Consider the following 22,723-nt stretch of genomic DNA (forward strand, 5'->3'; position numbering starts at 1 on the left):
GACCAATGGTCGAAAAATATGAACGAAGAAACAACAACAGTAGAGCTTACAGTTACAGGAATGCATTGTACAAACTGTGCAATTGCTATTCATCAATATTTAGAAAAAAAAGAGGCAAAAGATATATTTGTCGACTTTGCATCTGATGAAGTTAAATTCTCAGGAATAACGGCAAAAGAACTTCCCGAAATAACAAAAGGGATTGAAAATTTAGGTTTTCAGGTCTTGACTGATGAAAGTCCAAAGGAATCATTTTATAAAAAAATAGAAACCAAATTTTGGTTCAGTCTATTTTTTACGCTTCCTCTCTTTGCACATATGTTTATACAACACCCTTTGTTGCATGACCCATACATCCAGCTCGGACTCTGTGCTCCCGTATTTCTGCTCGGTTTTTTTCATTTTGGTAAAAGTGCGTTTTACTCCCTTAAAAATGGCATGCCAAATATGGACGTGCTCATATTTATAGGTGCAACAGCTGCATTCACGTACAGCCTCATCGGAACCCTCAATCACCTAGGCCCAGATTATATGTTCTATGAAACTTGCGCAACAATCATCACGCTCGTTCTATTGGGAAATCTATTTGAAAAAAAATCCATAAAAAAAACAACATCTGCAATCGGAGACCTTATTAAGATTCAAAATGTAACCACAACAAAAATCACAGCAGATCTAGAAGAGATCATCCATACAAGAGATGTTAAACAAGGCGATGTTTTACTGATCAAATCAGGAGATCTTATTCCAGTTGATGGAGATATTATTGAAGGAGATGGCTTTGTCAATGAATCCATGATTACAGGAGAAAGCCTACCCGTTTTCAAAGATAGATATGCAACCGTCATCGGCGGAACAACACTAACAGAAGGCAATATAAAAATCACGGCCACCAAAGTTGGACGTAAAACCGTCCTTTCCCAAATTATCGCACTGATCAAGGAAGCACAATCAAAAAAACCACCTATTCAAAAACTCGGTGATAAAGTCGCATCATACTTCGTACCCTTTGTGGTCGTCATCGCCATTTTCACCTTTTTTATCACTTACTTTATAGCCGAAATATCACTACAGCAATCATTAATGAATGCCATTGCAGTACTTGTCGTGTCCTGCCCGTGCGCGATGGGTCTAGCGACCCCAACTGCTGTCATGGTAGGTTTAGGAAGAGCCGCTAAAATGGGAATTTTAATTAAGGGAGGTGATACAATTGAAGAGATGTCGGATCTTAAATATATGGTATTCGATAAAACTGGCACTTTAACTACCGGAGATTTCAATATCAAAGCCATCCAAACGTTTGGAATAGAACAAAAACAAGTAGAATCTATCATTGCACAATTAGAAGGCTATTCAAATCATCCTATAGCAAAGTCCATCAGACAGCACATGAAAGAAGTAAAAGCCTACCGCATTGTCTTTCAAGATGTCAAAGAGATTAAAAGCGAAGGACTTTACGCTACAGATACAAATAGTAATGTGTACAAATTAATCAATGCACGTTTAGGAAAAGTAGATTATTCAAACCGCTACGACTTAATTCTATCCATTAATGATGTCGTAGTTGCAGGCTTAGTGATTGAAGATCAGATAAAACCTTATGCAAAAGAACTCATTCAAGCCATTAAAGGCAAAAATATAACCCCAGTAATATTAAGTGGTGACCGAAAAAGTAAATGTGACCTAGTCGCTCAAAAACTTGGAATAGCAGAAGTTTATTCCGATCGCAATCCTGAAGAGAAATTGAATATTATCAACAAACTTAAAAAAGCAGGTATTACAGCAATGGTCGGCGACGGTATAAATGATGCTCCTGCCCTGACAACAGCCCACGTCGGTATCTCTCTAGGTGACGCAAGTCACATTGCGATACAATCTGCTAAAATAATTCTTTTGAATTCCGATCTAAAATCGATTGAAAATCTATTACTTATCGGAAGGCACACACTGCAAACGATCAAAGAAAATCTTTTCTGGGCATTTGCCTATAATATCATCGCAATACCGCTCGCAGCAATGGGATTTTTAGGCCCCATGCTCGCCGCCTTCTCAATGGCTTTCTCCGATGTTATTGTCATCGGCAATTCACTTCGTCTTCGTTTTAAAAAACTGCGGTAACAAGCAATTGACCGCATTTAAATCTTTTTTAAATCAATAAAAAAATAGACTATTTTTTTCACTATCTTGAACCTCAAAACATTCGCTTTTGAGGTTATTTTTTTGTAACTTCGCATGCGTAGCAATCCGTGTAAACGGGATTGTTTAATAGTTTTATCGAAACCAAATTAATATGGCTGAAGAAACAGAAAATGATAATAATTTAGTACCTGCAAACGATCGAATTCTTTCGGTAAGTATCGAGGATCAAATGAAAACTGCCTACATTGATTATTCAATGACAGTTATTGTTTCTCGTGCATTACCAGATGCTAGAGATGGTATGAAGCCTGTACACCGTCGTGTTCTTTACGGTATGTTGGATTTAGGTGTTACAAGCAGTAAGCCTTACAAAAAATCTGCCCGTATTGTTGGTGACGTATTAGGAAAGTACCATCCACATGGTGATACTTCCGTATACGATGCAATGGTACGTCTAGCACAAGACTGGAACATGCGCTACCCTTTAGTGGATGGTCAAGGTAACTACGGTTCTGTCGATGGAGACCCTCCTGCGGCAATGCGTTATACGGAAGCAAGATTGAAAAAAATTGCGGAAGAAATTTTATCGGACATCAATAAAGATACAGTAGACTATCAATTGAACTTTGATGACTCTTTGGAAGAACCAACAGTATTACCAACACGTATTCCCAATCTATTGGTAAATGGTGCTTCAGGTATTGCAGTCGGTATGGCAACCAATATGGCGCCACACAACTTAACAGAAGTTATCAACGGTACAGTTGCATATATTGACAACCGTGATATCGATGTACCCGAATTGATGCAATATATCAAAGGCCCCGATTTTCCTACAGGAGGTTTGATATATGGTTACTCGGGTGTTCAGGATGCAGAGAACACTGGCCGTGGTCGTGTCGTGATGCGTGCTAAAACAGAAATTGAAGTATCAAAATCAGGTAAAGAGTCTATCATAGTTACAGAAATTCCTTATCAGATCAATAAAGCGAATATGATTGAACGTACAGCTGAATTGGTTAATGAAAAAAAATTAGAAGGAATTTCAGCAATTCGCGATGAGTCAGATCGTACGGGTTTACGTATTGTATACGATATTAAACGCGATGCTAACGCAAATGTCGTTCTAAACAACCTATTCAAGTACACAGCATTACAAACCTCATTTTCAGTAAACAATATTGCTCTTGTAAAAGGTAGACCAGTATTGATGAACCTGAAAGATATGATTCAGGTATTCGTGGATCACCGTCATGATGTTGTCACGCGTCGTACACGTTTTGAATTGGCTGAGGCTGAAAAAAGAGCACATATTTTAGAAGGATATTTAATCGCGCTTGATCATTTAGATGAAGTAATCAAGTTGATCCGTGCCTCTTCAACTCCTGAAGATGCCCGCGTAGGATTAATGGAAAGATTCGGTCTATCAGATCTTCAAGCACGCGCAATTTTGGATATGACGCTTCGTCGTCTAACCGGACTGGAGCACGATAAGATTAAAGAAGAATATGCTGAGCTAATGAAAACGATCGATTACTTAAAATCTGTATTAGCAGATGAAGGTCTTCGCATGCAGATCATTAAAGAAGAACTGATCGAAATCAGAGAGAAATATGGTGACGAGAGAAGATCTATTATCGTCCATTCAGCAGAAGACATGCGTATGGAAGATTTCATCGATGATGAAGAAATCGTGATCACAATCTCTCATAATAGCTATGTAAAACGTACTCCTCTAACTGAGTATAAACGTCAAGGACGCGGTGGACGTGGATCTATTGGTTCGACCACACGCGAAGAAGACTTTACAGAACATATTATTACTGCTTCGGCACATAATTATATGTTGCTATTTACAGAATCTGGTCGTTGTTTCTGGTTACGAGCATTTGAAGTTCCTGAAGGAAGTAGAACTTCTAAAGGTCGAGCGTTGCAGAATATCATCAATATTCCGAAAGACGAAAAAATTAAAGCATACATTTTAGTGAAGAACTTAAAAGACCAGGAATACCTGGAAAATAACTTCATCATTATGTGTACTAAAAAAGGTACAATTAAGAAAACGTCATTAGAAGCTTATTCACGTCCTCGTGCAAATGGTATCAATGCCATCAACATTAATGAGGGAGATCAGCTGTTAGAAGCATGCTTAACAAGCGGAACAAGTGAAATTGTAATGGCATTACGTTCTGGACGTGCTATTCGTTTCAACGAGTCTACTGTTAGACCAATGGGTAGAACAGCAACTGGTGTTCGTGGTATTACTTTAGGTAGTGAAAGCGATGAGGTTATTGGTATGATTAGTGTAGATGATCCAGAGACTACGGTACTTGTTGTATCTGAAAAAGGATACGGTAAACGAACAGATATCGAAGATTACCGAGTTACAAACCGTGGTGGTAAAGGTGTAAAAACAATTAGCGTCACTGAGAAAACAGGTAAATTAGTTGCTGTAAAAGGTGTTAACGATACTGAAGATTTAATGATCATCAATAAGTCAGGTATTGTTATTCGTATTTCAGTAGAAGGATTAAGAGTAATGGGGCGTGCAACGCAAGGTGTCCGTTTAATTAATCTGAAAGGTGAAGATGAAATTGCATCAATTACTAAAGTAGATAGAGAGGAAGAAGTGGAAGAAACGGAAGAAGAAATTCTTTCAGGTGAAGAAGTAGAAGATGCGACAGAAAGCACTGAAACCGATCAAGACGATAAATCTGAATCTAACGAAGAATAAAAATAGAATGAGAGCATTATTGACATCATTAATACTGTCAGCTACAAGTTTAACTGTTGTTGCCCAATCCAATATCAAGGAGGGCAACAACAGTTTTGCGCTTTATACACAAACTGGAGATATCAAAAATTTGGAGAACGCACGCAAATTTAGTGATGCAGCTTTCAAAACCCGTAAAGATTCTTCTTCAGTTCGTAATAATGTTTTGAGAGGACTTGTTTACAGTTCTTTAGCAGTTGTAGATTCCACCCGGAAACAAAAGTATATCATAGACCCTATTGATGAAAGTTTAAATACCTTAAAACTCATTGATAAGAAAAAAGCATATCGCAATTTCCCTGTAGAAGTTGATTATATCAAGCAAAATTTAGCAACTGCATTAATCTATAAATCAAATGTTGAGTTAAAAAATAACAAGTTTGAAGAAGCGTACAAAGGATTTCTGAAAGTAGACTCCCTTGGTTTCAAAAATGCCGATTTAAAATTTAATTTAGCAACTTTAGCTGTAAGCAGTAAACGATATCCTGATGCGATTAAATATTACAAAGAGTTAATCAAGCAGGATTCAAAAAAACCGCAATATTATCTAGAGCTCGCAGCTGTATATGAGAAAATCGGAACAAAACAAGATGAACTTAATACACTATCTGCAGGCCGATTAGAGTTTCCTCAGAACAAAGATATCCTCTTCAAGCTGATCGATATCTATGCTAAAAATGAATCTTATGACGCCATCTTAACGATAATTGATGAAGCGATCAAATTAGAGCCTGAAAATGTTGAATTAAATTACCTGGCGGGTTATGCATACGAAGACGCGAAAGATATTCGAAATGCAAAACAATATTATAATAAAGTTCTGCGTTTAGATGCTAATAACTACCCATCAAATTTAGCTTTAGGCCTTATTTATTTAAAGGATTTTCTTAAATCTAAATCTGACGAAGACAAACAATATGCGCAATCTTATCTTTTGAAAGCAAATGAAATTAAACCATATGATGTGAATGCACTTAAAGCACTGTCTACTTATTACAATGCAATAGAAGATTATGTGCAGTTAGATCGTGTGAATATATTATTAAATCAATTAACAGTTAATTAGAGATGAACATTAAATCATTATTATTATTGGCAGCTGTTGCATCAGCAAGTACATCTGTTTATGCACAAAAAAATAATGTTAATAAGGCAAAAACAAGTATCGCAAAATTCGAAGAGCTAAAAGGTGCAGGTACGCCACAATTGGCACTGCCAAATTTGAAAACTGCACAAGAAGCTATTGATTTAGCTGTTGTTCATGAGAAAACAAAAGATAATGCAGAGGCATGGACAATCTATTCATTGGTTTATGCAAACTTAGCTAATTTAGATAAGTCTGCTGATGAGGCTAAAAAAGCTGAAGATGCAATTGTTAAAGCTAAAGAATTGGATAAAGATGGCGCAAATAAAGATAATATTCGTGTCTCTGAACAAGTATTAGGTCAATTCAACTTCAATCTTGGTGCTGAAGAATATCAAGGTCAAAAATACAAGGAAGCATATGACTCTTTTGAAAAAGCATTGACATATTTGCCAGGTGATACAACATTAATCTATTATGGTGGTATTTCAGCTCTTCAAAGTAACGATTATGCCAAAGCAATTGCGAAATATAAAGAGCTTATTCCTTCAAAAGAATTTTCTTCACATAAACAAATTGTTGTAGACTTACCAAAATTATATTTATCAGCTAAAGATACCGCTTCTGCATTGGATTATGCAGCAAAAGCAGTAGAAATGTATCCTGATGACAATGCAGCTGCGGTTCAAAACATTGAATTCAATTTAATCGCTGGTCGCGAAAAAGAAATTTTAGCGGGCATCACTGCGCAATTGGCAAAAGATCCAAATAACAAAAGCTTAAATTACTATTTAGGAATCGCTCATTCAGCAAATAAAAATGATGCTGCTGCAATTGAAGCATATAAAAAGGCTTTAGCAGTAGATCCTGATTATTTTGAAGCAAATACAAATATTGCAATCACAATGATGAATGGTGTACGTGAAAAATTAAATGTTTTAAACAACGATAGATCATTGAGCCAAGCAAAATACAACGAAGGAGTAGCTAAAATTAAGGAAGAAATTAAACCTGCTTTAGTTTATCTAACAAAAGCGGTACAATTACAACCTAAAAATGTCGATGCTTTGACAAACTTGAAAAACTACTATGTTTTCATGCAAGATGAAGCTAAAACAACTGAAATTACAGCTCAAATTAACGCTTTAAACTAAGTTTACTTAATCTTTAATAAGAAGGGGGTTGCATGTATTGCAATCCCCTTCTTGTTTTTCATAGAGATCCACAAAGAAAACATGTTTTGAATCGCCTCAGACCTTCTAAAAAGCTGGGGTTGGGCTATAATTAGTTTTTAAAAGCTTTAACTTAAATTAACATCATTAAAAAAAATATTTGTTATCTTTATAAAAATTATAATTTAAGCTCTGTATATAAACCTAATTTTTACTATTATTTTTTAACAGAGTTAAACGATCTCAATGAAAACAACAATAAAATTTAATAATGTTAATACATTATTTTCTAAATCTTTAAAGGAAAGAATTAACGATTATTTCAAAACTAATAAAATCCAAAAAACAGGAGAAAAAAGAGTACTAACAAAAGCAATCATCCTGTTTGTAACCGCTATATCTTTCTACATCACATTAATTGTAATTCAACCACACTGGTTAATCAGTGTTGTTGTATTAATTTTACTTGGAATAAATTTTGCCGCAATCGGATTCAATGTGATGCACGATGCCGGACATGATACATTCTCTAATAGTAAGAGACTAAACAGTGCCCTATCCTACAGTCTTAACCTAATGGGTGGAAATATCTATTTCTGGAAATTGAAGCACAATATTGCACATCATACTTATACCAACATTGAAGGTGAAGATCATGATATTGATATCAAATTTATGCGTGTGCATAAAGACCAAGAATTAAAAAAGCATCACTCCTACCAGAAATATTATTTTATGGTTCTATATAGCATCTCCTACTTAGCTTGGATTTTCTATCAAGATTATGAGAAATATTTTCTTGAAGCCATGGGAAGCAAAAAGAAATCATTCGATTTCCCTTTACGTGAAAAAGTGATCTTTTGGGTAAGTAAAATTATTCACATCAGTATTTTCATCGTTATCCCAGTTTTAGTGGTAGGATGGTTACCAACATTAGTTGGGTTACTAATTTCAGGTATCGCTTGTGGTATCTGTTTGGCAACCGTATTCCAGCTTGCGCACGTCGTAACTGAAACAGAATTTGTTGCCATAGAAGAGACTGCAGACCCAACAAAAATGGAAAATGAGTGGATGATTCACCAATTGAGCTCTACAGCTAATTTTGCTACAAAAAATAAATTTCTAACTTGGATTCTAGGTGGTTTAAATTATCAGGTTGAACATCATTTATTCCCTAAGATAAGTCACATCCACTATCCCGCGATTAATAAATTGGTCAGAGAGACCTGTTTGGAGTTCAATGTTAAATATCTTGAATACAAAACATTCAATTCAGCATTCAAATCACATGTGAGTGTGATTCAGTCTATGTCAAGATAGATATAACGTTAAAAAATATAGAAAGGCTAAGCAGTTGATGTTTAGCCTTTTTTTTTGCTTCCTATAATAACATCAAGGAAATTACATTAATACATCCTTATTTTATACCACCGAAATCCCATTATGGCAATAGCATTACGCCACTACCCCACAAACTTCTCAATACCAATACAACAATTCCATCGCATTATCCCTATAATCTTACACATGCTTAAAGGTTTATCAATCATTACTAATTACACCAAAGAAATAAAGAATAGATTTCCAAAATTTCAGCTTGTAGGATAAGCACATTGATCAGGAGCCTTAAATAATGACAAAGTAAAGGACAAGCAAGCATTGGTGGTAATGAAGCCGAAAAATAAAAAAGCCGTTGCAATTTATTGCAACGGCTTTGAAGAAGTATAATTATGTTTTATTTTTGTACTCGCTTAGAACGTGAATTTCACAGAAGCATTCCATGTACGTCCCCACCCCATTAACACGTAGTTAGAGGTATCAATACCTTTCCAGTACTCAGCATTAGCTTTAGACTCAACATTTGAAGTCGCTTCAGAGATATACAATTTGTCTAATACGTTGTTCATATTAACACGGAAACTGATCGCATTTTTATCACTCAAAACAACCTTGTAAGATACACCTGCATCTAACAAATCGTAGTTTGGCAACTTCATCGTAGGCCTATTAGCAGGTAATGAGCTATACAGATCTTCATAACGTCTATAATCAGCATCCACAGAAAGACCTTTTAAGACTTTGTATTTAGCACCTAAACCCCAACTCGTCTGAGAAGATTCACCAACTTTAACACCTGTTAAATCTCTCGTTGTAGTTTCTAATACTTCACGATTTTCATTACGAACAATCGTTATAGCATCACCATCATATTCCCATTTACCTAAGGAAGCAAAACCTTTTAATTCAAAGCCACGGAATGGACGAGCTAATAACTCTAACTCCACACCTTGGTGATCTTGTTTTACACCATAGTTCGTGTTATAAATTAAACTTCCGACCTGTACTTTGTCAATACCATATTTGTCAACTTCTTTTTGAGCAGCCGTAAAAGAACTTCCTGTTGTACGGTCAGCCCATGTCGTGCGGTATGCATTTACGCTAACATCAAAATATTCAGAGGCAAATTTGTAACCAGCCTCTAAACCTAAAATTTTCTCATTAACAGCATATGGATTAACATCGTTCATGTAATTCATGAAGATATTGTTTTGGTATGGCTGGCGAGAATAATAACCCGCATTACCAAAGATGGTATGGTTACCTAATGTATAACTTGCACCGCCTTTTACATTGTAGCCTAAATTGTTCACATCTTTAGATTTACCTTCACCTAATTTATAAAGGAAATAATCTTGTCTACTGTTTTGCTGACCAGAAAGGGAACCTTGAAAGAAAGCTGTAAAACCATCTTTCGCAAACTCTAATTGTCCAAATAAACCTGCATATCTGATCATTTGTTCATAATCCCACGCTAAACGGTCTTTGGCATCTTTAGGTTTATCTCCCCATGTTTTCCAAGGGTTTGTCGAGTATTCATTCGAAGTAACGGTTAAGCCAGGTAAATTTACATTGTCTTTATGGGAGATGCTTGGAGCTCCTAATAAATCCGTAACCTGTCTGTAGTGTTCACCTTTATAGTCGCGTAAATCAAAACCAACATTAAAGTTCAAGTTATCACTCAATTTACGGTTATAGTTAGAAACCACACCATACCATTGGTGGTTATTAACGTCAGCAGCTAAATAGGGAACTTTTTCTTTAGAAGCATCAGTACGTTTAGACTGACCGCCACCGCGAGCCATAGAAGCATAAACTACAGTAGATAATGATGATTTATCATCAATAGTCCAATCCCAGTTTAAGTTAGCAACCGGTTTATGATAGTAGTTTTTACGAGGATTAGTTTCTACCCCGTTGATAGTAGTCATATTATCATTATACTTTCTTCCGTTATCCAGGAAGTTTTTCAATGCAGAAGTATAACCCTGGTTATGCCATTGTGGAGCACCTGTAACCATTAAATTTAAGTTATGCTTCTCGTTTACTTTATAACCAACAGATAAGAAATAGTTTTGACCGGCACCTTCAGTACCTTTCATGTAACCATTTCCTTGCCATCCAGTTACCATTGCAGATACTGCAAATCCACTTTTCATCAAACCGGTGTTATAAGCAATCGTAGATTTTACAAACATATCGTTACCGATAGTTGTTTTAACAAAACCACCTTGTTGCATATCTGTAGATTTAGTCACAAAGTTAATCGTACCCCCTACTGAAGAGATCGCTAATTTTGACGAACCTAAACCACGTTGAATTTGTACTAAAGAAGCAATATCTGACAAACCACTCCAGTTAGACCAAAAAACACGACCATTGTCCATACCATTGATCGGTTGGCCATTTAATAAGAAAGCTGTGTTAGATTGATCAAAGCCACGTGTTGTCATGGAAGATTCACCAAAACCTTTTGATTGACCAGATACGTATACACCAGGTGTATTGACCATGGAAGCAGTGATATCCATTGCACCCACTTTTTCTTCGATGATTTGTTTCGAGATTGTAGAAACAGCTATCGGAGTTTTACGATCTTCCGCGATATCAATTAAACCACGACCTACAACAACAACTTCTCCTAAATTTGTTTCAGATGATTCTGCAAAAACAGGATCTAATTGTAGTGCTTCACCGGCTTTCAAGAAGACATTATCGTAAACAACTGGTTTTTGACCGATGTAGGTAACTTCAATTTTGTAAGGTCCGCCCTCTTGAAGATTTGCGATGTTAAAACGTCCATTCGAATCTGCCGATCCGCTGAAGGTGGCTCCGCTTGACTGATGCGTAATTTTAATAGTTGCACCTGTCGTTGTTTGTCCAGTAGATTGTTTTACAATCCCTGTAACACTGCTTGTTGTTGTTTGTGCATGGATAGTTCCATAACTCCCGACAGCAAGAGCAAAAAAAAGTAGAGACTTTTTCATGTAAGATGTGTTTGATATAGTTTTGATGCTGCAAAAGTAAAACTCCCATATCTATTTAACTAATTTTAACATGAAATGAATATGTTAAAACATCTTTTTTGACACCTGAAATTTTGATAAAATAGCATTAAACAAACAAATATATTTTAAAGTCATAAAAACTCAAGGATATATTTTAAATATTTAATTGCAAAAACTAGTCTAAATTACCACATTGGCAATTCTAGTCAGAATAAAACTTTGTCCTTTTTGAATAAATGAAAGGCAGGCCTTCTTAAACTATATTTTACAGCAGTAGCATGGGAATGCCAAACATGAAGATCAAGGTTATTTTAAATAAAAGAGGTAATACCCCCTTAATTAAAATCGATCTAAAGTAAATATATACAAACTTTATTAAAATAACAATAGAGAAAACAAAAAAAAGGCTTAAAATTAAATTTAAGCCTTTTCTTATTTTTGATACAATATCCTATTTTTTAGGAATTTCTTTTAAAATTTGTTTCACAAATTCCCAATATTTCTGAACAGAAGAAATAGATACCCGCTCTGCCGGAGAGTGTGCACCCAAAATAGTTGGTCCAAAGGAAATCATATCCATGTCAGGATAATTCGTTCCCAAAATTCCACATTCCAGTCCAGCATGGCACGCAACCACCTTCGGCTCCTCTTCATGCTGTTCAATATAAATACGTTTCAAAACCTCTAAAATTTCAGAATCAGCATTTGGTGTCCATCCAGGGTAAGATCCTGAAAATACAACATCAAATCCAGCTATTGAAAAACCAGCTTCCAAAGATTGGGCTAAGTCTATTTTAGAACTTTCAACAGATGATCGTGTTAAGCATTTAATACTCATTTTTCCATCGCCAACACTCACTTTAGCAATATTATTAGAGGTTTCCACAAGATCTTCAAAGTCTGCGCTCACACGGTAAACACCATTATGTGCCGCATAGATTGCATTGATCAACAACTCCTGATCTTGAGCAGAAAGAACAGCAGCAGGAACAGTAGTCAATTTTTCAATTGATATTGTCAATCCACCATCTACTGTTTTAAACTCAGTTTTAATAGCTTCAATAAGAGGAGCTAAATCTGACGCAAAATTATCCTCATGTTCAGAAGAAACAATTACCGTTGCAGTAGACTCACGCGGGATTGCATTCCGAAGACTTCCACCATTTAGAGTTGCCAGCTGTAAACCAAACTCATCATAAGATTTATACAAAAGGCGGTTCATGATTTTATTCGCATTCCCCAAACCTTTATGAATCTCAATTCCTGAGTGACCGCCATTAAGGCCCTTGACAACAATTTCAAAAGCAACAGCTCCAGAGGGACTAGCCTCCTCTTGATAAGACTTAGTAGCTGTTACATCAATTCCACCTGCACACCCGATATCAAGTTCATCATCCTCCTCCGTATCCAGGTTTAATAAAATATCTCCAGTCAATACACCACCTTGCAACCCCATTGCTCCAGTCATACCCGTTTCTTCATCAATCGTAAACAAGGCTTCGATTGCAGGATGCTCCAGTTCTTTGGAAGCTAAAATGGTCATAATTGTAGCAACGCCAATTCCGTTATCTGCACCTAAAGTCGTGCCTTTTGCCTTTACCCAATCACCATCCACAAACATATCGATACCCTGCGTATCAAAATCAAAAATAGTATCGTTATTTTTTTGATGAACCATATCCAAGTGGGATTGCAGTACGACCGTTTTACGGTCTTCCATACCAGCAGTTGCCGCTTTTTTAATCAGGACATTCCCAACATGATCTTCAGTAACCTCAAGACCCAAGCTTTTACCAAAAGCTATCATAAATGCGATAACACGTTCTTCTTTCTTCGAAGCACGTGGAACTGCATTCAATGCAGAAAAATTCGCCCATAGCTCTTGAGGAGCTAAGGTATCTAAATTATTATTTGCCATAATTTTTTCTATTTCAACAACAAAGTTAGTTTTTTTGAAGTAATTTCGGCCCATGGACAATAAGAATCTAACGAATCAATATTATCGTGAATCTGGAAAAGAGCTTTTCGAGAAAAGACTCCATGCAAAAATGCAGTTAAAGAAATTTAATGATGCCGAACCAAAATCTTTCAAAGAAAGACAGATCATCATTAAAAATCTACTTAACACGAAATCCAACCGTTTTTTTATTGAACCCCCTTTTTATTGCGACTATGGTTTTAACATTTCTATAGACGACAATTTTTTCGCCAATTATAACTGCACTCTGCTAGATGCTGCTCCGATTACAATTGGTAAAAATGTCTTATTCGGCCCGAATGTTTCATTATTTACGTCCACTCATGCGATCCATCCTGAAGACCGCGCAAAAGGATGGCAATGTTCTAAACCGATCAACATAGCAGACAATGTCTGGTTAGGAGGCAATGTTATTGTTAATTCTGGCGTAGAGATCGGTGAAAACAGTATTGTTGGTTCCGGCTCCGTGGTCACCAAAAACATACCGGCCAATGTCATCGCCGCAGGAAACCCATGTCAGATCATTCGGCCAATTACGGAAGCAGACAGACTGGATCTGACAAAAGCAGGCTCAGAATAATCAAACTTAAGTCAAGATTGATTGCGTAACAGTAATATTTTTTCCGATTAAGTTTAAAACTATTTAAGTTTATTACTTGTTTAAGAAATTAAGCCTGAAGTATAGATATGATTACAACAACGAAGCGCGCTTCTCTTTCCTTTTTTATCTTGCCCCTCCTATTATTGGTTATCACTATTGCACGACCTCTTTATGCACAAGAATATATACAGGAATATCGAGATACCGTAAACAAATTTAAACCTTTAAATGAAAAATATAACACCGATACGGTCATCAGCAACACTCAGGTCACTCCTTATTCAAATAACTCTGTAAAGCAAAGTTATGTAAATAAGAGCTATCAGATTCCAAACTACCAGGATACCATCAATCACAACCCTCGGAAACACTTTGCAAGAGCGGCGACCGAATGGTTCATGTTTCAGGCATTACCAGCTTCTTTCAACTACTTCATCAGAAAAGATCCCTACTCGCACATCACATTAAACAACTGGTTCAAACATCTTAAACCAAGTGCATGGGCATGGGACGACAATGCATTTGCTACAAATCAAATTGCCCACCCTTATCACGGTCAACTGTATTTTAATGCATTCAGATCCAACAACTATAGCTTTCTTCAATCCTCCCTTGCCACTTTAGCAGGAAGCTTTATCTGGGAAACTGCAGGAGAGACACAGGCCCCTTCAATCAATGATTTAGTAAACACAACCTATGGCGGCATTATATTGGGGGAAATCACACACCGTATTTCACAAAATGTACTGTCCAGACCCACCAGTTCCTTAGCCGAACGGCAAGGAAAAGAAGTATTAGCTTTTTTCATTAATCCAGTCAACGGGCTAAATCGTTTATTGGATGGCCGTTGGGGAAGAGTCGTAAAAGGAGCTGTTATTGATTCTTCTAAAGTCAAAGCCGAGGTCGATTTTGGTTTCCGCCGTTTTGACACAAAAGACCTAGACATTATCACAAAAGGAAAAACAGATTATTTTGTGCGGTTAAGCTTGATCTATACCAATGACAACATTGAAAACAAAAAACCGTTTGATGATTTCTATGTCAATCTGGAGGTTGGCGGAGACGACAGCTCATTTGTCAACACCGTAAACGTATATGCGTCACTCTACGGAAAACGCATTATCAAAAATCTTCCGGGTAGACATCTCGGCGTCCTCTCTGCAAATTATGACTTCTATCATAATGAAGCCTTCTTCTACGGAGCACAAAGTATGAATTACAACGTCATATCAAACTTTAGTTTAGGAGGCAAGAATCGCTTAACAACAACTATAGGTGGTGGTCCTGTCATACTGGCAGCAGTTCCTGATCCCTACCTCCTCTTTGGAGAAAGCCGTAATTACAATTACGGACCAGGTGTCGATGTCCGCGGTTCAGGAGAAATCAGTGTGCTGAACAGATTTAAATTCGGAGCACAATACCATGGTGGTTATTTTGTTACCTTAAGTGGCAATGAATCCCATTATTTTTTACATACAGCATCGATTAGTGGCAGTCTACGTCTATTGAAAAACTTCTCTTTAAACATGAATTCTGGTTATTTTAGATTAGAAGGTAATTTCAAAGACTATCCTGATATCAACAAAAGCTACCCATTTGCACGTTTCTCATTGGGATACAATGTTTTATTTTAACAAAAAAACACATGAAGATCTTATACCTCATTTCTGTCCCCTTTGTCCTCATGAGCTGTACAGCATCATCCAATCAAAATAAATCTCAGGATAAGCCCGAACAGTTGCATGTGGTTGATGGTTATAATCAGAAATTGATAGATCCCCAGGGTAAAACCATTAAAGACAGATTCAAACCCCCGGTTGGCTACGAAAGAGAAAACTACAAAAAAAATGAATTTGGTTATTTCTTACAGCAACTCCCTCTCAAACCTATTGAGTCACTTGTGACTTATTATAATGGAAGAACAAAAGATAGAAGAGACATCTACGCAAGTGTAATCGATCTGCCCATAGGAAAAAGAGACCTACATCAATGTGCAGATGCTGTCATGCGGTTGCGAGCTGACTATTTATACCAAAATAAGAAATACAAAGATATTCATTTCAATTTTCTGTCCGATGGTAAACCTCGTTATTATGAACAATTTGCCGCTGGAGATTACACCTATCCAAAATACTGGAAATACCTAGAGAATATTTTTGCTTATGCCAATACAAGCTCCCTTCACGATGAACTGACAACTGTCAAATCCATGGATGATGTCCAAATAGGTGATACCTTCGTCCAAAAAGGAAATCCGATTGGACATGCTATTATTATTGTCGATATAGCCGTAAACCCTAAAAATGGTCAGAAACTGGTTTTAATGGCTCAAAGTTATATGCCTGCACAGGAATTGCAGATTATCAATAATCCCGTTAACAAATCTTTAAGCCCTTGGTACGTCTTATCTGGTGATGTAATCAGAACACCTGAATGGAAATTCTACCCCCAAAACTTAAAAACTTGGAATTAGCACATCGTTACGTTCGCGGCAAATAGCGCTTTAGATGCGATACGACTTCACTCAACCGAATCACTTTATATACCAGTCTGATGTCTGCTCTGATTAAATAAACCGATTTCCATGCGAACATATTCAAGTTCTTTCTTGAAAAAGTGCTCTCCCTTAATATGCATTCCTAGTTTCTCATAGAAAGGAACAGCTGCTATACGTGCATCACAAAAAAGCGAAACACCATTCCATAACTGACAAAAGTCAACAACAGATTTGAATAGTGCAGCACCTATACCATTTTCCTGAAAATGAGGAAGAACCGCAAATTTTCGAAACTGATAGTACCCCTCTTCTATCTTAAACACAGAGATTACCCCTATCAGCTCCCCTGCTATGGTCGCCGCAAAGTGCGTCCCGTCAAAATCCACATCAATCATCACATCCTTTAACGAGCCTTCCGGATACAGTACCTGCTGACGTAATTTCCAGGTCCTCGTTGCAATAACCTGTTCAATATATAAGCTATCTATTTCCATACTATCCTTACTGAAGAATTTAATTCCAAAACTTCGTACATGCACATCCCCTTAAAAATTCAGATACAAGGTAGGAAATTTAAAAATCCCTTAAAAATATTGATCGCATCGTAGGCTACAAAATTCGAGTAACCTCCTTTATTTCTGATATCATAAATGAAATAATTTGCTATAAATTATCGCAATTGATATAAATAACTAATAATATTAGTATCTTTACTAAAATTAACAGCGTTATGTCAGATCGTATAGTTCAAAAACTTAATATTTTAGCCGATGCCGCCAAATACGACGTAAGTTGCAGTTCGAGCGGAAGTAATCGAGCTAATAAAAATAAAGGAATCGGAAATGCCAATCAAGGCGGCATCTGTCATTCTTATACCGAAGATGGACGTTGTGTTTCCTTGTTGAAGATCTTGTTAACCAATCATTGCATTTATGATTGTGCTTACTGCGTATCACGAAAGAGCAATGATATCGAACGGGCGGCATTCACCGTACAGGAAGTCGTCGATCTGACGATCAACTTTTATCGGAGGAACTACATAGAAGGACTATTTTTAAGCTCAGGTATATTTAAAAATGCCGATTATACGATGGAAAGATTAGTGTCCATCGCTAAAAAATTACGTTTGGAACATAAATTCAATGGCTATATCCACCTAAAAACCATTCCTGGAGCAAGCGATGAGCTCGTCCATGAAGCTGGATTGTATGCCGACCGTTTGAGTATCAATCTCGAGATACCTACAAAAGAAGGACTCAAACTTTTAGCGCCCGATAAAAGCCGGGAAGATATGATCATTCCTATGCGCTATCTAAAAAATGAAATTATCAGAACAAATGAGGAACGAAAGATCATCAAATCTACACCGACATTCGCTCCAGCAGGACAAAGTACACAAATGATTATTGGCGCTTCCGGCGAATCAGATAAACATATCATCCAGACCGCACAGCATTTTTATAAAAATTATCATTTAAAACGTGTCTACTATTCCGGCTACGTACCCATCTCCTACGACAAACGCTTGCCCCAAATTGGCACTGCGGTTCCTATGGTACGCGAAAACAGACTGTATCAGTCCGATTGGCTCATGCGGTTCTACGGCTTCAGGGCAGACGAAATTGTCAATGACAACCATCCCTTGCTAGATCTCGATATCGATCCAAAACTCAGCTGGGCATTACGCAATCAACATGCCTTCCCTGTCGATATCAATAAAGCAGATTATCATTTTATTTTGCGGGTACCGGGTATTGGTGTACAGTCTGCTAAAAAGATCATTCTGGCTCGACGCTTCGGTCCATTACGCCTCGAAAACCTGCAAAAGCTAGGAGTAGCCACCAATCGGGCAAAGTATTTTATTACTTGTCTCGGTTTTCAACAACTCTATGCGGACAAGCCCGGATCCCATATCAAACAATATATTCTGGCACAATCCAGCAGTAAGTACATTAAAAACGACAGTCAACAATTAACCCTTTTCTAAGATGTTAAAAACACTGAACTACGATGGTACCTGGTCAGGACTAATGACATGTGTCTTTTGCTCCTTTGAGTACAAATGGCAGATCGGCGCTATACAGCAACATGCTTCATCTAGCCAAACAGGCCTCTTTACTGCTCCAGAATTGATCAGCACAGATAATGAAAAAGCCAGACGCGTACTCCTCGGTCTTGAAAAGAAAATAGGTCTTCAGGGGATCCAAGAACTTTATTATGTCCATCTTTCAGAAATCAAAGATCGAGAACTTTTGATACTGCGAAGTATCATTTACTATTTTAGATCAGAAACCAAAGCCAATCAAAACTATGGCCATGACGATATCTTACAGATAAAAAAAATTGTTCGCTCTGTTTCCAGAGAAAGACACCGGGTAAAAGCATTTGTCAGATTTCAAAAAATGAAAGATGGTTTATATTTTGCTAATCTAGAACCTGATTTTAATGTCCTACCACTAATTGTGAAGTTTTTCAAAGAACGCTATGCAGACCAAAAATGGCTTATCTATGATTTGAAGCGAAAATATGGCATATACTATGATTTAATGGAAGTAACAGAAGTTAAATTCAGCGATACTTTAGCTAAAAATCAAATCGAAATTCACTTAGACGAAGAAGAATCACGCTACAGTGATCTCTGGAAAAACTACTTTGAATCAGTCAATATCAAGGAACGAAAAAACACAAAACTACATGTTCAGAGTCTACCAAAACGTTATTGGAAATATTTAAATGAAAAAAATTTGTTATAAAAATCTTATTTTTAAAAAACCAAAGGCAGAAATTAGCTGTTTATTAAATTAAAAAGAGATGACTATAAAAAACATTGAAAACGAAAAAAAGGGTCAAATAATCGCAGAAATCGATGGTAAAGAAGCTGGTTTGATGGAATATACCTGGGCTGGAGAAGACAAATTCATTATTGATCATACCGAAGTACACCCGGAATTTAACGGCAATGGTGTCGGCAAAAAGATGGTACTCGAAGCTGTTGATTATGCCCGCAAAAAAAATGCGAAGATCATGCCCCTTTGCCCTTTTGCAAAATCTGTATTTGATAAAACTGAAGCATTTCAAGATGTATTGTTTTAAAACCTGCTTTCAGGTTTCAAAACAGTTCTGGTTATAAAGTTAGAAATATCGAACTGAAAGTAATCAAATGCGAAAAGTGCCTACACCTTGATAACCGAATCTGGCAGTGTAAGAGCAAGAGCCAGAATAAAAATTCAGCGATCATAAACGATAAAGGAACAATAGTATAAAACATAAAAATGCGCTTTTGAAAAAATCAAAAGCGCATTTTTTATATGATTATAGCGTTTTTAGATTAAACTACAATATTGATAATCTTCCCTTTAACAAAAATAAGCTTTTTCAATGCTTTACCGTCCATATAGCGCTGTACATCTTCATTGGCCAGAACAACTTCTTCAACAGCTTTTGCGTCTAGATCCAATGCCAACAATAAGTTCATTTTCATCTTACCGTTTATCGATACCGGATATGCAAATTCCGATTCCACTAAATAATCAGCAATAAATGTCGGATAAGTCGCATACGAGATCGATCCAGCTTCTTTACCCAATAACGACCACAGCTCTTCCGAAATATGCGGTGCATAAGGCTGAAGTACAACAACCAGCTGTTCTAAAATAGCACGTTTATTACATTTAAGATCAGTAAGCTCATTCACACAGATCATAAAAGCTGAAACCGACGTATTGAATGAAAAACGTTCAATATCATCCTCCGCCTTTTTTATAATCTTATGCAAAGCTTTATATTCCGCTTTTGTAGGTTCCGCATCCGATACATTAAAGTTACCTTCAGCATCATGGAACAAACGCCATACTTTCTTTAAGAATTTGTAAACACCTTCAATACCATTCGTATTCCAAGGTTTTGCCTGTTCCAACGGACCCAAAAACATTTCATACAAACGTAGTGTATCTGCACCATAAGCTTCGATAATATCATCAGGATTGACAACATTGAACTTTGATTTAGACATTTTCTCCACTTCCGTTCCGCAGACATATTTACCGTCTTCCAAAATAAATTCAGCAGCGGCATAATCTGGTCTCGACGCTTTAAATTTCTCCAGATTCAGCACATCGTTAACCACAATATTAACATCTACGTGTAATGGAATCGTGTTGTACTGATCTTTCAAACCATAAGAAACATACGTATCTGTTGCTTTTCCTTCATCGCCTAATAAGCGGTATACAAAATTAGAACGTCCCTGGATCATCCCTTGATTGATCAGTTTTTTGAAAGGCTCTTCCTCATTGTGGAAACCTAAATCTTTCAAAAATTTATTCCAGAAGCGTGAGTATAGCAAGTGACCTGTAGCATGCTCAGAACCACCGATATATAAATCAACAGCTTTCCAATAATCTACCGCTTCTTTCGAAGCAAAAGCTTCTGTGTTCTGAGGATCCATATAACGGAACCAGTACCAAGAAGATCCGGCCCATCCTGGCATTGTACTCAATTCATACTCGTACTGATCTTCGTATTTCCAGTTTTCCGCACGTCCCAAAGGTGGTTCACCCGTTTCAGTAGGTAAGTATTTGTCCACCTCAGGCAATAACAAAGGAAGCTCTTCTTCCTTTATTAAGTAAGGCAATCCATTTTTGAAATAAACGGGAACCGGTTCACCCCAATAACGCTGGCGACCAAAGATCGCATCACGCATCCGGTAGTTAATTTTAGCTTTTCCTAATTGTAATTCTTCCAACTTTGCAATTACAGCAGCCACACCTTCCTGGTAGTTCAAGCCGTTCATAAAATCAGAGTTGATATATTTACCATCCTTATTTCCATCCGCTTCCTCTTCGATCTGTTGCGAGTCAGAAATCTTGACGATCGGTAGATCAAAATACTTTGCGAACAGATAATCACGTTGATCGCCCGAAGGAACAGCCATTACAGCACCTGTACCGTAACTCGCCAATACATAATCAGCAATCCAGATCGCAACATCCTCTCCCGTAATCGGGTGTTTGGCATATGAACCTGTAAACGCACCCGACACCGTTTTTGTATCAGACATTCGGTCCAGTTCCGATTTTTTACTTGTTTTATCAATATATGCAGTAACTGCAGCCTGCTGATCAGCAGTCGTTAATTTTGAAACCAATTCATGCTCCGGAGCCAATACTACAAATGAAACACCAAATATTGTATCGACACGGGTGGTGAACACTTCAATATTCGTCTCCAACTGTGGAACTGGAAATTTCACTAATGCACCCACCGATTTACCGATCCAATTACGTTGCATCTCAATCAAAGGCTCTGGCCAGTCCACAAGCTCCAGACCACGCAACATACGGTCAGCATAGGCAGTGATGCGCATCGACCATTGCATCATTTTCTTCTGCTCCACCGGATGACCGCCACGCTCAGAAAAACCATTGATCACCTCGTCATTCGCCAGCACTGTCCCTAATGCTGCGCACCAGTTCACGGTACTTTCACGTAAGTACGCAATACGGTATTTCAACAACTCACGCTGTTGTTTTACTTCGTCAAAGGCAAGCCATTCCGCTCCTGTAAATGTTAATACATCATCATCAGAAACAGCATTAACTCTCTCTGAACCAGTTTTTTCAAAACGACTAATTAAAGTATCGATTAACTCTGCTTTATCCGAATCATTGTTATACCAAGAGTTGAACAGTTGCATGAAAATCCATTGCGACCACTTATAGTAAGAAGGCTCGGAAGTACGTACCTCTCTGCTCCAATCAAAAGAAAAACCAATGTTATCCAATTGTTCACGGTAACGGTTTATATTTGCCTCGGTCGTAATCGCTGGATGTTGTCCCGTCTGAATGGCATACTGCTCTGCAGGTAAACCGAACGAATCATATCCCATAGGATGCAAAACATTAAAACCTTTTAAACGTTTATATCTTGAAAAAATATCCGAAGCGATATAACCAAGTGGATGACCGACGTGCAGTCCAGCTCCAGAAGGATAAGGAAACATGTCTAAAACATAATATTTCGGTTTTTCATGTGTATCCGCAGATTTGAATGTTTCATGATCGGCCCAAAATTTTTGCCACTTTTTTTCTAACGATTTGTGATTGTACTCCATTTTTGTATTGAGGAATTTTGT

The 22,723-nt window shown here is 37.1% G+C and carries 15 protein-coding genes; 11 read left to right on the forward strand and 4 right to left on the reverse strand.

All coding sequences use genetic code 11. The features are described 5' to 3' along the window. Window positions 1-18: 18 nt before the first annotated feature. The 5 genes from FHR29_RS10450 to FHR29_RS10470 all read left to right on the forward strand — a co-directional run bounded on the left by FHR29_RS10450 (window position 19) and on the right by FHR29_RS10470 (window position 8,488). Entirely contained in the window at window positions 19-2,118 is a 2,100-nt protein-coding gene (locus FHR29_RS10450) for a cation-translocating P-type ATPase (protein WP_183914428.1), read from the forward strand. Between the two features lie 172 nt (window positions 2,119-2,290). Then, on the forward strand, window positions 2,291-4,873 hold the full coding sequence (gyrA, locus tag FHR29_RS10455) for a DNA gyrase subunit A (protein ID WP_183914430.1): 2,583 nt from the start codon (window positions 2,291-2,293) through the stop codon (window positions 4,871-4,873). Window positions 4,874-4,880: 7 nt separating this feature from the next. After that, window positions 4,881-5,978 carry a lipopolysaccharide assembly protein LapB gene (locus FHR29_RS10460; protein ID WP_183914432.1) on the forward strand — a complete coding sequence of 366 codons (1,098 nt, stop codon included), beginning with the start codon at window positions 4,881-4,883 and terminating at the stop codon, window positions 5,976-5,978. Window positions 5,979-5,980: 2 nt separating this feature from the next. Further along, on the forward strand, window positions 5,981-7,150 hold the full coding sequence (locus FHR29_RS10465; RefSeq protein WP_183914434.1) for a tetratricopeptide repeat protein: 1,170 nt from the start codon (window positions 5,981-5,983) through the stop codon (window positions 7,148-7,150). 264 nt (window positions 7,151-7,414) lie between these two features. Continuing rightward, on the forward strand, window positions 7,415-8,488 hold the full coding sequence (locus FHR29_RS10470) for an acyl-CoA desaturase (protein ID WP_132771354.1): 1,074 nt from the start codon (window positions 7,415-7,417) through the stop codon (window positions 8,486-8,488). A gap of 431 nt (window positions 8,489-8,919) precedes the next feature. Here FHR29_RS10470 and FHR29_RS10475 read toward each other — a convergent pair whose 3' ends face one another. Together FHR29_RS10475 and FHR29_RS10480 are read right to left on the reverse strand one after the other, a co-directional pair. Further along, a complete protein-coding gene (locus FHR29_RS10475; protein WP_183914437.1) occupies window positions 8,920-11,493 on the reverse strand; it encodes a TonB-dependent receptor in 2,574 nt (857 codons plus the stop codon). Between the two features lie 472 nt (window positions 11,494-11,965). Then, window positions 11,966-13,432 (reverse strand): aminoacyl-histidine dipeptidase, encoded by a 1,467-nt coding sequence (locus FHR29_RS10480; protein WP_221197838.1) that lies wholly within the window; start codon window positions 13,430-13,432, stop codon window positions 11,966-11,968. Window positions 13,433-13,484: 52 nt separating this feature from the next. Here FHR29_RS10480 and FHR29_RS10485 point away from each other — a divergent pair, with 52 nt between their 5' ends. The 3 genes from FHR29_RS10485 (at window position 13,485) to FHR29_RS10495 (ending at window position 16,566) form a co-directional block, all read left to right on the forward strand. Further along, entirely contained in the window at window positions 13,485-14,072 is a 588-nt protein-coding gene (locus FHR29_RS10485) for a sugar O-acetyltransferase (RefSeq protein WP_183914440.1), read from the forward strand. Between the two features lie 107 nt (window positions 14,073-14,179). Next, window positions 14,180-15,727 (forward strand): DUF3943 domain-containing protein, encoded by a 1,548-nt coding sequence (locus FHR29_RS10490; RefSeq protein ID WP_132771350.1) that lies wholly within the window; start codon window positions 14,180-14,182, stop codon window positions 15,725-15,727. Between the two features lie 11 nt (window positions 15,728-15,738). Continuing rightward, window positions 15,739-16,566: a DUF4846 domain-containing protein gene (locus FHR29_RS10495; protein ID WP_132841589.1), complete on the forward strand. Its 828-nt coding sequence runs from the start codon at window positions 15,739-15,741 to the stop codon at window positions 16,564-16,566. A 65-nt stretch (window positions 16,567-16,631) separates the two neighbouring features. On the opposite strand, the gene FHR29_RS10500 is transcribed toward FHR29_RS10495, so the two are convergent. Then, the gene (locus FHR29_RS10500) at window positions 16,632-17,084 is read right to left on the reverse strand and encodes a GNAT family N-acetyltransferase (RefSeq protein WP_183914442.1); all 453 of its coding nucleotides are present in this window, start codon (window positions 17,082-17,084) and stop codon (window positions 16,632-16,634) included. A 236-nt stretch (window positions 17,085-17,320) separates the two neighbouring features. Between FHR29_RS10500 and FHR29_RS10505 the strand changes: the two genes are divergently transcribed. The 3 genes from FHR29_RS10505 to FHR29_RS10515 are packed head-to-tail and all read left to right on the forward strand — an operon-like array spanning window position 17,321 to window position 19,683. After that, a complete protein-coding gene (locus tag FHR29_RS10505; protein ID WP_183914444.1) occupies window positions 17,321-18,577 on the forward strand; it encodes a putative DNA modification/repair radical SAM protein in 1,257 nt (418 codons plus the stop codon). A 1-nt stretch (window position 18,578) separates the two neighbouring features. Beyond that, the gene (locus FHR29_RS10510; protein ID WP_132841585.1) at window positions 18,579-19,343 is read left to right on the forward strand and encodes a TIGR03915 family putative DNA repair protein; all 765 of its coding nucleotides are present in this window, start codon (window positions 18,579-18,581) and stop codon (window positions 19,341-19,343) included. Between the two features lie 58 nt (window positions 19,344-19,401). Next, window positions 19,402-19,683 (forward strand): GNAT family N-acetyltransferase, encoded by a 282-nt coding sequence (locus FHR29_RS10515; protein WP_132771345.1) that lies wholly within the window; start codon window positions 19,402-19,404, stop codon window positions 19,681-19,683. Between the two features lie 235 nt (window positions 19,684-19,918). Here FHR29_RS10515 and leuS read toward each other — a convergent pair whose 3' ends face one another. Continuing rightward, entirely contained in the window at window positions 19,919-22,702 is a 2,784-nt protein-coding gene (gene leuS / locus FHR29_RS10520; protein WP_183914454.1) for a leucine--tRNA ligase, read from the reverse strand. Window positions 22,703-22,723: the final 21 nt, after the last annotated feature.

The sequence above is a fragment of the Sphingobacterium sp. JUb56 genome, from assembly GCF_014191365.1.
GTDB classification, from domain to species: Bacteria; Bacteroidota; Bacteroidia; order Sphingobacteriales; family Sphingobacteriaceae; genus Sphingobacterium; species Sphingobacterium anhuiense.